11 protein-coding genes are annotated in these 12387 nt (G+C 70.8%); 3 read left to right on the forward strand and 8 right to left on the reverse strand.

What is annotated here, in order from left to right:
* Window positions 1–47 precede the first annotated feature (47 nt).
* Window positions 48–1040, forward strand: a complete 993-nt coding sequence (locus AB0M83_RS13355; RefSeq protein WP_364516574.1) for a hypothetical protein — start codon at window positions 48–50, stop codon at window positions 1038–1040.
* Window positions 1041–1954: 914 nt separating this feature from the next.
* Here the strand turns inward: AB0M83_RS13355 and AB0M83_RS13360 are convergent.
* The 3 genes from AB0M83_RS13360 to AB0M83_RS13370 all read right to left on the reverse strand — a co-directional run bounded on the left by AB0M83_RS13360 (window position 1955) and on the right by AB0M83_RS13370 (window position 4659).
* Window positions 1955–3322: a DUF222 domain-containing protein gene (locus AB0M83_RS13360; protein WP_364516576.1), complete on the reverse strand. Its 1368-nt coding sequence runs from the start codon at window positions 3320–3322 to the stop codon at window positions 1955–1957.
* A 157-nt stretch (window positions 3323–3479) separates the two neighbouring features.
* A complete protein-coding gene (locus AB0M83_RS13365) occupies window positions 3480–4211 on the reverse strand; it encodes a hypothetical protein (protein WP_364516578.1) in 732 nt (243 codons plus the stop codon).
* Between the two features lies 1 nt (window position 4212).
* Window positions 4213–4659, reverse strand: a complete 447-nt coding sequence (locus AB0M83_RS13370) for an Lrp/AsnC family transcriptional regulator (protein ID WP_364516580.1) — start codon at window positions 4657–4659, stop codon at window positions 4213–4215.
* A 157-nt stretch (window positions 4660–4816) separates the two neighbouring features.
* On the opposite strand from AB0M83_RS13370, the gene AB0M83_RS13375 reads away from it, so the two are divergent.
* On the forward strand, window positions 4817–8209 hold the full coding sequence (locus AB0M83_RS13375; RefSeq protein ID WP_364516582.1) for an indolepyruvate ferredoxin oxidoreductase family protein: 3393 nt from the start codon (window positions 4817–4819) through the stop codon (window positions 8207–8209).
* On the opposite strand, the gene AB0M83_RS13380 is transcribed toward AB0M83_RS13375, so the two are convergent.
* The 4 genes from AB0M83_RS13380 to AB0M83_RS13395 form a co-directional block, all read right to left on the reverse strand.
* Complete coding sequence (locus AB0M83_RS13380) at window positions 8190–8816, reverse strand: response regulator (RefSeq protein WP_364516584.1); 627 nt, start codon at window positions 8814–8816, stop codon at window positions 8190–8192. The genes AB0M83_RS13375 and AB0M83_RS13380 overlap by 20 nt on opposite strands.
* A gap of 63 nt (window positions 8817–8879) precedes the next feature.
* Window positions 8880–9845: a DJ-1/PfpI family protein gene (locus tag AB0M83_RS13385; RefSeq protein ID WP_364516586.1), complete on the reverse strand. Its 966-nt coding sequence runs from the start codon at window positions 9843–9845 to the stop codon at window positions 8880–8882.
* A gap of 1 nt (window position 9846) precedes the next feature.
* On the reverse strand, window positions 9847–10356 hold the full coding sequence (locus AB0M83_RS13390) for an ATP-binding protein (RefSeq protein WP_364516588.1): 510 nt from the start codon (window positions 10354–10356) through the stop codon (window positions 9847–9849).
* 205 nt (window positions 10357–10561) lie between these two features.
* Window positions 10562–11203, reverse strand: a complete 642-nt coding sequence (locus AB0M83_RS13395; protein ID WP_364516590.1) for an NAD(P)H-dependent oxidoreductase — start codon at window positions 11201–11203, stop codon at window positions 10562–10564.
* An 82-nt stretch (window positions 11204–11285) separates the two neighbouring features.
* Here AB0M83_RS13395 and AB0M83_RS13400 point away from each other — a divergent pair, with 82 nt between their 5' ends.
* A complete protein-coding gene (locus AB0M83_RS13400) occupies window positions 11286–11762 on the forward strand; it encodes a MarR family winged helix-turn-helix transcriptional regulator (protein WP_364516592.1) in 477 nt (158 codons plus the stop codon).
* 5 nt (window positions 11763–11767) lie between these two features.
* On the opposite strand, the gene AB0M83_RS13405 is transcribed toward AB0M83_RS13400, so the two are convergent.
* Complete coding sequence (locus tag AB0M83_RS13405; RefSeq protein WP_364516594.1) at window positions 11768–12370, reverse strand: precorrin-3B C(17)-methyltransferase; 603 nt, start codon at window positions 12368–12370, stop codon at window positions 11768–11770.
* Window positions 12371–12387 lie beyond the last annotated feature (17 nt).

Here is a 12387-nt window from a genome sequence, read left to right on the forward strand (position 1 = left end):
GTCCTACTGTCGTAAGACAGCAGGTATTCTGCTTCTGGGGAGCTGTCATGCGCTTGTTCATCTCGGCCGTACTCGCGGCCACCACACTGGTGGCCGCACCCGCCGACGCGGGTCAGCCCCGGCCACCGTCCGACCCGGCGGGCACGCTGCTCACCGCGTTCGACACGCATCCGATCGTCGCGAAGTCCAGCCCGGACGTCGGGCCGTTCGTGTTCGACCTGATCCGCGACCCGCGCTTCCCGGGCCGGGTGAACGACATCGCGGTGGAGTGCGGGAACTCGCGCCTCCAGCCACTGCTGGACGCCTACATCGGTGGTGCGGACGTGCCGGACATCAGCCGGGTCTGGCGCGACACGACCCAGCCGAGCTGCGGGTTTTCGACGTTCTACGAACAGCTTTTCGCCTTGGTGCGCCAGGTGAACACGACACTGCCGGCGAGCCGCAGGATCCGCGTGCTGGCGTGCGACCCGCCGATCGACTGGAGCCGCATCCAAAGGCCGACGGACATGGAGCCGTTCGACGACCGGGACGCCTCGATCGTCTCTGTGGTGAAGACGCAGGTGCTGCAGAAGAACCGCAAAGCGCTGATGCTGTTCGGCCTGGGCCACTTGACCCACGACGGCGGAAGCGGCGCGGTGGCCCAGCTGGAGCGCGAGTACCCCGGCGCGGCGTACGTGGTCGCGGACCACCGCGGGTTCACTTCGGACAACGCACGGCTCGAGAAAAGCTTGGGCTCATGGCCGTCGCTGATTTCGCTCCGGGGATCGTGGCTGGGCGCTCTCGACACTCGTCTGTTCCCGACGAACCGGGAGTATCCGCCGGGCACCCGCGGTTATCCGGGAGTGGACGCGTACATGTACGAGGGCCCGGCCGACCTGCTGTTGCGGGAGCCGTTGTCGGCTCGGGCGGTGCTGGATACGAGGTTCTTGGCGGAGCTGCGGCGTCGGGCGGCGGCGGTGGACTCGCCGCCGGATGGGTTGTTGTGGCCGGAGACGTTCTTCGAGCGGGAACGCACTTCCGGGGTGCTGCTGCACGGTTAGCCGGTTTGAAGCGGCCGGCTGCCTGGGGTACTCGCCGTCGAATGGCAGGGCCGAACCCTGGGAGGCTGACTCACCACCGGATGAACTGCTGTGGTCGGAAACGTTCTTCCGGCGGGAACGCGCATCCGCAGTACTGCTGCACGGCTGGCCGGTTCGACACGAGCCGACTGCCTGGGGCACCCGCCGCGGGCGACAAGGGCCGGACAATGGAAGGCGACGCTCGGCAGCAGCGGTCGACTCACCACTGGACAGACAGTTGTGGCCGAAGACGTTTCTTCCAGCGGAAACGCGCACCCCGGTACTGCTGCACGGTTAGCCGGTCCGAAGCGGGCCACCAGCCTGGAGTATCCCGCCGCAGGGTGCCCGGAGCCGAACAGTCGGAGGCAGGACAACGAGTTGCGAAGCCCGGCGGCGGCGGTCGACTCACCACTGGACGGACTGCGCTGGCCGGATACGTTCTTCGAGCGGGAACGCACTTCCGGGGTACTGCTGCACGGTTAGCCGGTTTGAAGCGGCCGGCTGCCTGGGGTACTCGCCGCAGGGGGCAGGAGCCGAACCCCGGGAGGCTGACTCACCACCGGATGGACTGCACTAGCCGGAAGCGTTTCCAGCGGGAACGCACTTCCGGGGTGCTGCTGCACGGTTAGCCGGTTTGAAGCGGCCGGCTGCCTGGGGTACTCGCCGCAGGGTGGCAGAGGCCGAACGTTGGGAGACTGGATAGCGGTCGCGCTGAGCGCGATGCTCGTGACCGTCCGGCAACCTTGGAAAGCGATGTCGATTACTTTGCTGGTGTCGGAAGGCGCCGCAACCTTCTCGACCGGATGCAGGTGTTCCGGGGCCTGCGGCACAGTCGGCGCGGTTCGCGACGTGGGCATAGGCCCGTAGCCGGTTGGCTGCGGGCCTGTCCCGTGTACTCATGCCGCGAATGGGAGTGGCTGGTGCAGGTTGTTGCGCCTGGGTTTTCGGCGCTTGTCCAGGAACACCGGTGGCAGGAATTCCGGTAGACCGTCGGCGGCGATCCTTACCTGCCAGCCGGAACGGTGCAGCAACCGGTGATGGTGAGCGCACAGCAGCACCAGATTGCCCAGCTCGGTCGGCCCACCGTCAGCCCAGTGCCGGACGTGGTGACCCTGACAGTGCCGAGGTGGGCGATGACAGCCCGGGAAGGCACAGCCGCGATCTCGGAGGTAGAGCGCGCGGCGGAGCGGGGTGGAGACCAGGCGGTGCTGGCGACCGAGATCAAGAAGCTCACTCTTGGTACCGAGGACCGCGGGGATGAGCATGCAGTCGCAGGCGTGGATGCGGGCTTCGGCCGCGGAGATCGTGCCGAGGTCGCCCAGGAGCGCCCGGCCGACGCCGGCCTTGGGAGTGGTGCCGGTATCGCCGAAGGTCGCCAGACCTGCACCGGCCGTGGGCGGCGTGCCGGTGTTGCCGAAGGCGGCCGCACCGGCAGCGGAGGTGGTTCCGGTGTCGTCGAACATGGCCTGGCCGATGCTCGACTTCAGGTCCTCCAAGGAAACCGCGACCATCACGTGGGCTCGTTCGCCTGCTTGCATCGGCAGGTCTGGGGAGTTGTAAGCCAGGTCGATCGCGTCGGAGAAGGCGTCGCCGTAGCGTTCCAACGGCGAACGTAAGTCATGGCCCTCGTCGGTGCTGTGGCGCTCGGCGAGAGCGTCCAACAGGGCGCTGGCTCGAGCACCGGTCTCGTCATCGAAACGGCCGTTCAGCTCCCAGAACCCGGTTCTCTTGCGACGCAACGACAACTCGCGACTGGGCTTGGCCGGTTCGGTCTCGTCGGGCTCGGCGCCATCGGGATCCAGGTGGGCCAGGATGCGTGCGCCGAGGGCGGCGACTTGCTTGTGTCCGGCTTCGGAGGCGAACGTGAGCAGGTGCTGCTCGGCATCATCACGGTGCTCGAGCGGAACCTGGGTCATCACCCCGACGATCGTGTCGATCATCGGGCTGCTCAACCGACCCTCCGCAGCAGCAGCGCCGGTGGCGGGAGCAACAGCGGGAATGGGAGTGCCATCCAGGGTACGGCTCGGAGTGAGTGCGCGGGCTCGCTTCACCACAGTCTCGGCGGCGGACTTGGGAACGTCGGCGAGGTGCTCGAAGAGCCGCGCGACAGAACGGTATCCGAAGAGTTCCATCACACCGCGAGACTCGATTTCCGCCAACAGAGAACCGATCTCAGCCTCGGCAGACCGCACAACAGTGAGCAGCGCGGAGATGCGGTCGGCCAGGGCCACCGCATCCGCTTGCCACACCGCTTCCCTGTCCATACAACAAGATTACCGAAGATCGAACGCATGTCATCACACGATCAGGTGCGAACAAAGACCGCGGCAGGGACACCGTTGCGTGGGGAATCGGCGCTCTTGCACCGAGCGGCAAGCAAGTACACGAAGCGCCGATTTCCCACGCCCCGGCGAAGCCGCATCAGTAAGAGCCAACCCGATGAGAAACCCAAACGTTGGCCTCAACGTAAACAGCAAAGTCCTGCGAAACAGAGACGAACACAGGCCCCAGAGCCCCCGGAACCTCAACGGAACCGTCCCGATCGAACGGCATCCCGGTCCACTCCCGCCACTCGCCCAAAGGAGCCTGCACAGTCGCCGAGCAGGAAGCGACACCGACGATCCGCCCACCAGCACGCACATGAGTACGCAACCAACGATCAGCGGGCAAACCGTCAGCCCGCACCCGAGCGACGTACTCGCGCATCGGCATCCCCGGGACCGCGGCCTTGTCGGGCGGCCGAACCGGGATGACCAGCGACTCGAACCCGGCGGCAGCCGTACGCATTCCCTTCAGCACAGCAAGCGAATGCCCACGCCCCTGGTGGTCCGGGTGCACCGCGATCTCCAACGCGCAAGCGGTGTCCGGAGTGACGCCGTCGAGGGCGTCCTCAGCCGCCCACACCGCCACTTCGTCCCAGCCTCGGGCAGGCAACGACCCGCGGTCGCGGAACGGCACCATGATCCCGCGCGCGACCGGCCGGTCACCCTCCAGCAGCACGACGACCAGGTGCGGCCAGCGGCTCGCCACCCGGCGGCGGCGGACCAGCAGGCTCGTGAGGCTGCCGGCCATGAACTTCGGCGAGTCCGGCGGGTACGGGATCGCGTAGGCGGCCGCAGCGAGGTCGGGGCGCTCGGCCAGCGTGACGAGCACGTCAGTTCCCCCGGGACCAGGATTCCAGCGCGATCAACGTCTTCGTGCCGGTCACCTGGTGGTGCCGGCGGATCTCGTCGATCGTCTTCTGCAGGTGGGCCATGTCGCGCACCCGCAGCCACACCAGCGCGTCCGGGTCGCCCGCGATCGTGAACACCGCCTGCGCCTCGGGCATCCGCGTGGTGGTGCGCAGGATCTCCGCGACCTTCGTGTTGCCGACGAACCGCAGCTCGGTGAACGCCTCGATCCCCCAGCCCAGCTTCGCGTGGTCGACCTGCACGGTGAAGCCGGTGATCACGCCGGTCTCGCGCAGCCGGTCGATCCGGCGCTTGACCGCGGCCGTCGACAGCGTGACGCGGCCGGCGATGTCGGACAGCGTCCGGCGGGCGTCCTCGCGCAGCAGGCCGAGGATCTCGTGGTCGGTCGCGTCGAGCAGGTCTTCGGTCATGCGTCCGAGCGTAAACGGACGCAAAAAACGGGACCACTCAGTCACTGGATACGCTGAACTTTGCGTGTGACACCCTGATCCGGCCCTGACTGTTGCGTGAGGGTGACCCGCGCCGCACTGTGCTCCGAAGCACAACCGACGCGAAGGAGGCCGCGCCGTGGAGACGTTCACGCTGGAGGACCGCTACCTGCGAGAAGCGGGAACCGTGCACCTGTCCGGGGTGCAGGCCCTGGTCCGGCTGCTGTTCGACCGCGTCCGCCACGACCGCGCCCGCGGTGGCGACCCCGCCGTGTTCGTCTCGGGCTACGAGGGCTCGCCGCTGGCCGGCTACGACCTCGAACTCGGCCGCCGCGCGAAGCTGCTGGAGAAGCACGACGTCGTCCACCGCCCGGGCCTCAACGAGGAGCTGGCCGCGACCTCGGTCATGGGCAGCCAGCTCGTCGCGGGCGCCGGCGGGCGGCGCGGCGTCACCGGGTTCTGGTACGGCAAGGCCCCGGGCCTCGACCGCGCCACCGACGCCCTCCGCCACGCGAACCTGGCCGGCACCGACCCGCGCGGCGGCGCGGTCGCCCTGGTCGGCGACGACCCGAACGCGAAGTCCTCGACCGTCCCGTGCGCGTCCGAGCTCGCCCTCGCCGACCTGGCGATCCCGATCCTCTACCCGGCCGACTCCCAGGACGTCCTCGACCTCGGCATGCACGCGGTCGAGCTGTCCCGGGCGGCCGGCGTCTGGACGTCGCTGAAGATCGTCGCCAACGTCGCGGACGCTTCGGGCACCGCCACCGTGAGTCCACAGTGGATGGCTCCGGAGATCGAAAAGGCCTACCGCCACACGCCGACGTCGCGCTTGCTCGGCACGAGCCTCGCCGAGCTGGAACGCAGCCTCTTCACCGTCCGGCTGCCCCTCGTGCTCGACTACCTGCGCGCGGCCGGCATCAACCGGATCACGCAACGGGGACCGGCCGACCGGATCGGCATCGTCTCCGCCGGCAAGTCCTATCTGGACCTCCAGCAGGCCCTGCGTGCACTGGGTCTCGACCCGGAAACACTGAAAATGCACGGCATCCGCGTGCTCAAGCTCGGCGCGATCCACCCGCTGGAACCCGGGATCGTCCGCGAGTTCGCCGACGGGCTCGACGAGATCATCGTCGTCGAAGAGAAGCGCGCGTTCCTCGAGACGGCCCTCAAGGAAGTCCTCTACGGCCTCCCCGGCGCGCCCGCGATCACCGGCAAGAAGGACCGCGACGGCCGCACGCTGTTCACCGAGCTCGGCGAGCTGGACCCGGACGGCATCGCGGCCGGCCTGGCCCGGCGGCTGCCTGGGGGCATCGCCTCGGTGGACGCTTTCACAGCGCGCCGCCGTCGCGAGCGCATCTCCGTGCCGCTGCTCGCGCGGACGCCGTACTTCTGCTCGGGCTGCCCGCACAACTCGTCGACGAAGGTGCCCGAAGGCACGCTGGTCGGCGGCGGCATCGGCTGCCACACCATGGCCCTGTTCATGGAGCCGGACCAGGTCGGCACCGTCCTCGGCGTGACGCAGATGGGCGGCGAAGGCACGCAGTGGATCGGCATGGCGCCGTTCGTCGAGGCCGAGCACTTCGTCCAGAACATCGGCGACGGCACGTTCACCCACTCCGGCAGCCTCGCCGTGCGCGCGGCGGTCGCCGCCGGGGTGAACATCACCTACAAGCTGCTCTACAACTCCGCCGTCGCGATGACCGGCGGCCAGGACGCCGTCGGCGGCCTGCCGGTGGAGAAGGTCGCCGAGCTGCTGCTGGTCGAAGGCGCGAAGCGGGTCGTGATCACCAGCGACGCGCCCCGGCGGCTGCGGCGCCGGAAGCTGCCCGCCGGCGTCGACGTCCGCGACCGCACCGAACTCCTGGCCACGCAAGAAGAACTGGCCGCCGTCAAGGGCGTCACCGTGCTGATCCACGAGCAGGAGTGCGCGGCCGAGAAGCGCCGGAAGCGCCGCCGCGGCAAGCAGGAGACACCCGCGACCCGGGTCGTGATCAACGAACGCGTCTGCGAAGGCTGCGGCGACTGCGGCACCAAGTCGAACTGCCTGTCGGTGCAGCCGGTGGCCACCGAGTTCGGCCGCAAGACCGCGATCCACCAGTCGTCGTGCAACGTCGACTACTCGTGCCTGGCCGGGGACTGCCCGTCGTTCGTCACCGTGGTGCCCACCGGGAAGAAGCAGCGCCGGAAGCTCGGCGAGCTGGCCGCGGACGCCGTGCCCGCTCCGCCGGTGTCCGGGAAGGACTTCACCGTCCGGATCACCGGGATCGGCGGCACCGGCGTGGTCACCGTGACGCAGATCCTCGCCACCGCCGCGGTGCTCGACGGGCGGCACGTCCGCACGCTCGACCAGACCGGGCTCGCCCAGAAGGGCGGCGCCGTGGTGTCCGACCTGAAGGTGACGACGGAACCGGTCGAGCAGGCCCCGAAGCTCGCCACCGGCGAGTGCGACCTCTACCTGGCGTGCGACGCGCTGGTCGGAGCGGACGCGACGAACCTCGGCGTGGCCGACGCCGCCCGCACCACGGCGGTCGTCTCGACCACCGAGGTGCCGACCGGCCGGATGGTCGTCGACACGACGGTCGCCTTCCCGGACCCCGGCAGCGTCCTCGCGCCCATCGACACGGCCGCATCGCGGACGGTGTCCCTGGACGCGCGCGGTCTGGCCGAAGAACTCTTCGACGACGACCAGTTCGCGAACGTGCTCCAGCTCGGCGCGGCCTTCCAGACCGGCGCGATCGGCCTGCCCGCCGAGGTGATCGAGCGCGCGATCGAGCTCAACGGCACCGCGGTGGCTGCGAACCTGCAGGCCTTCCGCCGCGGCCGTCAGCTGGTGGCCGACCCGGACGCGCTGACGACGTCGCCGGCTCCGACGCGCACGGTCGCACAGCCCGCCGCGCGGAAGCTGGTGGACGCATCGCCCGGATCCGAGCTGGCGCGGCTGCTCGACGTCCGGATCCCGGATCTGGTCGCCTACCAGGACGAGCGGTACGCGCGGGCGTACGCGGAGTTCGTCGAGCAGGTGCGCGTGCTGGAGGACGGGCCGACGGAGATCACCGAGGCGGTCGCGAAGCACCTGTACAAGCTGATGGCCTACAAGGACGAGTACGAGGTCGCGCGCCTGTCGCTGGACCCGGCGTTCACGGCGGATCTCGAGGAGCAGTTCGGCGAGGGCACGAAGTACGCCTACCGCCTCCACCCGCCGGTCCTGCGGGCGCTCGGCATGAAGCGCAAGATCAGCCTGGGCCCGTGGTTCCGCCCGGCGTTCCGGCTGCTGCACGCGCTGCGGCGGCTGCGCGGCACCCGGTTCGACCCGTTCGGCCGCGCCGAGGTGCGGCGGGTCGAGCGCGAGCTCGTCGAGGACTACCGCGCCTCGGTGCTGCGCGCCTTCCGCGCCGAAGACGTCGACCGGGCCCGGGTCCTGGCGCTGGCCGAACTGCCCGACCTGGTGCGCGGCTACGAGGACGTCAAGCTGGCCAACGTCGCCCGGTACCGGGAGAAGCAGGCCGAAGTCTTCACGCTCGTAGATAACTGAGCATCGCCCGGGCTTCGTCGGGGACGCGCAGCTTCGCGCTGACGTCCCCGGCGTGCTGCCGGGCGGCGGCGGTGCCGATGCCGAGCAGCCGCCCGATCGTCGGCACCGAGTGGCCTTCCGCCAGCAGCGCGACGACCTCGCGTTCGCGCGCGGTGAGCGTGCCGACGGGGTCGCCGGGCCGCGGCCGGGCCAGCTGCACGGCGACGACGTCGCGGTCCAGCACCGTGCCCCCGGCGGCGACGCGCCGCAAGGCGTCGAGGAACTCGCCGGGCTTGCCGACGCGCTCCTTGAGCAGGTAGCCCGCGCCGCCACCCCCGGCGGCCAGGAGGTCGCCCGCGTAGCCGTCCTCGATGAACGCCGAGAGCGCGAGGATGGCGAGCCCCGGCATCAGCCGGCGCGCTTCGAGGGCGGCCCGCAGGCCTTCGTCGGTGAACGTCGGCGGCATCCGGACGTCGACCACGGCCAGGTCCGGGATCTCCGCCGCGACGGCGGCCACCAGGTCGCCGGGGTGGTCGACGGCCGCGGCGACGTCGAACCCCTCGCTGCGCAGGAGCAGGACCAGCCCCTCCCGCAGCAGGGCGTCTTCTTCCGCGATGACAATGCGCACGCTGCCTCCTCGCCTCCACGTCCTCTCCCTGCCTGGATGCACGGATCGGGGGGCGGGTCCGGTTCAGCCGATGCCGGTGGTCCGGAACCGGGCGCGGTAGTCGCTCGGTGTCACGCCGAGGCCGCGCGCGAAGGCGCGTCGCAGCGTCTCGACGGATCCGAAGCCCGCTCGCCGGGCCACGACGTCCAGGGGCTCGGTCGTGCGTTCCAGCAGCTGCTGGGCCGATTCGAGCCGCACCTGCTCGACGAACCGCGCGGGCGTGCGGCCGAGCTCTTCGCGGAACAGGCGGGTCAGGTGCCGCGCGCTGACCCCGGCGCGGGCGGCCAGGTCGCCGAGGGTGTGCGGCGCCGCCGGATCGGCCGCGACGGCGTCGAGCACGGCCCGCAGCACCTCGGTGCGGGGGCGGCCCGTCTCCAGCCGGACGCTGAACTGCGACTGCCCGCCGGGCCGCTGCAGGAAGACGACGAGGTGCTTGGCCACCAGCCGGGCCACCTCGGCCCCGAGGTCCTCCTCGACCAGCGCGAGGGCCAGGTCGATGCCGGACGTGACGCCCGCCGAGGTGATCACCGGGCCGTCCTTGACGAAGATCGCGTCCCCGTCGACCCGCACGCGCGGGAAGCGGCGGGCGAGCTGGTCGGTCAGGTCCCAGTGGGTGGTGGCGCGCCTGCCGTCGAGGACGCCCGCCGCGGCCAGCGCGAACGCGCCCGCGCACACCGACGCCGTGCGGTCCGCGCCGCCGGCCAGGCGCCGGATCTGCGCGACGAGCTCGGTGTCGGCGATCGTGCGGACCCACTCGGGGCCGCCGGGCACCAGCACGGTCGCGCCGCGCGGATCGGCCGCCGCGAGGTCGAGGTCGGCGCCCAGGCGCGTCCCGGTGTTGGCGCGGACGTCGGCGCCGCCGGGCGACGCCGTCTTCAGCTCGTACCGGCCGCCGTGCTCGTTGGCTTCGGCGAAGACCTCGAGCGGCCCGGAGACGTCCAGGAGCCGGACGCCGTCGTAGAGGACGACGAGGACGAGACGGCCGCGCACGTCAGCCCTGGCCGGACCAGCCGCTCAGCCGCGTGAGCAGGCGCTCCAGCACCTCCGGGTCCGCGGCCACGGGATCGCCGGAAACCGGCTCGTCGACCAGGGTCCGGCGGTCCTGCCGGCGCGGCAGGCGCACCTGCTTGGCGTTCATCCCGCCGGGCAGCTCGAGCTCGCACCAGGTGGTGCGGGCCCCGCCGGCACCGGGCGTGACGCCCACGCGCTCGCCGGGCCCGGCGACCTTCGGCTCGGGCAGGCCGGGCACGTCGTCGTCGACCTCGACCACCAGCACGTCGGCGCGCAGCCGCAGCCGCAGCGTCACGAAGGCGGGTGATCGCGGGTCACCGGCGTCGATGACGGTCTCGACCAGCCGTCTCGCGGTGGCGGTCACCTGCTCCAGCATCGGCAGCAGGGACCAGTCGGTGAGAATCAGGCGGACGAACAGCTCCGTGACCGGCAACGCGCTCGGTTGCGCGACCAGCCGGATATCGTCCATCTGCGAGGTGTGCGCGCTCAAACCTGACCTTCCTCGCCCAGGTGCGGACCGTCCGGGTTTCCGCATCTTTCCACCCGGCCTCCGGCGGCACGGTACCGGCTGTGTCCGCGCTGCTACCGGCGGGGCCCGGGGCGAAGTCGGCGAAGGCGAAGTTCTGCGCGCCGAACGGTTCCCCGAGGCGGCCTTCGGTCACTCCGACGTACCGGAGGCCGCCTCGGAAAGCGCTTCAGACCCGCGCGGGGGCCCACAGGTCGTCGATGGTCTTCTCGGCCGTCGCCAGGCTCGCGTCCGCCAGCGGGATGAGCTCCGCCATCGCCGGGTTCACGTGCGCGAGCGTCAGCTCCGCCGTGACGAACCGCGGCTCCAGGCCCGTCAGCGAGACGCCGTGCGGGAGCCACTGTTCGGCGTGGTCCCAGCCCTGGCGGGGCGCTCCTTCGCCGTACCCGCCGCCGCGCGAGGCCAGCACGATGAACTCACGGCCGCCGAGCAGGCCGGTCATCGTCTCGTGGTCGACCGACAGCCCGGGGGCGATGAGGTGGTCCACCCACGCCTTGACGCTGCTCGGCGCGCCGTAGTTGTAGACCGGCAGGCCCAGCAGCACCGTGTCGGCCGCCTTGATCTCACCGACGAGTTCCTGCGTCAGCGCCCACGACGCGGCCTGGGCCGGCGTGTGCTGCTCGGGCGGGATCGCGCGAGCCGTCCCGGTCTCGGAGTCGAAGTGCGGGAGCGGGTGCGCGCCCAGGTCGCGGTAGGTGACGGTGCCGTCCGGGTGCGCGGCGCGCCACGCCGCCGCGGCCCGCGCAGTGAGCCGGCGGCTCACCGAGCGCTCGCCCTGGATGCTCGAGTCGATGTGAAGGAGATGCGCCATGTCGTTAGCCATCCATAGATCGTTGATGTAAGACAAACCATTAATAGCACATCGACTGTTGAACCGCCCATATACTGGGCGCATGACCTCGCTGCCGGTCGTCAACCAGCCGCCTCACCGCTGCGGGGCCCTGCTCGGCCAGCTCACGCGGCGGCTCCAGCTGCGCAGCGAGTCGGTGCTGACCCCGCTGGGCCTGCGGCCGCGTCACCTCATCGCGCTCACGGTGCTGCGCGACCTGGGCGGTAGCTCGCAGCAGGATCTGGCGAAGATCCTCGAGATGGACGGCACGAACGTGGTCGGGCTGCTGAACGACCTCGAGGCCGAGAACCTGATCGAGCGCCGCCGCTCCCCCGTCGACCGGCGGCGCCACGTCGTCGAGCTCACCGACGTCGGCGTGAAGCTGCTGGTCCGGGCCGAGTTCGCGCTCGCCGCGGTGGAGGACGAGGTGTTCAGCGGCCTCAGCGACGAGCAGCGGGAGAGCCTCTACGAACTGCTCCGCCAGGCGACGAACAAGACGGAGACCGAAGCCTGCCGGGAAGCCCTGCCGCCGACCTGCTGAGAGCGTCAGCCGCCGGCGATGTCGCGCGCCAGCTGCCGCGCTTCGGGCAGCGTGAACTTCCCGGTGATCTGCGTTTCCCCGCCGGTGATGGCCGACTGCACGGCCGGCGCGGTCAGCACCCGGCTCTTCAGCACCATCGCCACCTGCTTGCCGATGTTCTGCCCGGTCCACTCCGCCCAGGCCTTCGTCCCGGCGGTCGTGAAACTCAGGGTGATGACCGCGCTCCCGGTCTGCGGATCGACGGTGGCGTCCACCCGGCTCACGTCGGCGCCGCTGAGGAAGCCGGGCGCGAGGATGTACTTCGTGCCTTCGGCGCGGTCGCAGCTGACCAGCGGCAACGCCGGGTCGTCGCGGCCGTCGAGGGGGTCCGGCTTCCCCTGGGCGCAGTCGAACGCCTGCGCGGCGGCCTGCTGCGTCGCCGGGTCGGTGCTCTGCCGCTCGGTCACGGAGCCGGCCGCCGGCCCCGGCGGCAGTTCGGCCAGGACCGGCCGGAAGCGCAGCTGGGTGCCGTCCTTGACGATGAAGCCGGTGGGCGCGGCCTGACCCGCGACCTCGGCCTGGCACCCGGTGACGAGCACGGCGACGGCCGCGAGGAGGAGAATCCGCACGGCGCCATTCTGGCGTG

Origin of the sequence: Amycolatopsis sp. NPDC051106 (genome assembly GCF_040682775.1) — a bacterium.
GTDB lineage: Bacteria > Actinomycetota > Actinomycetes > Mycobacteriales > Pseudonocardiaceae > Amycolatopsis.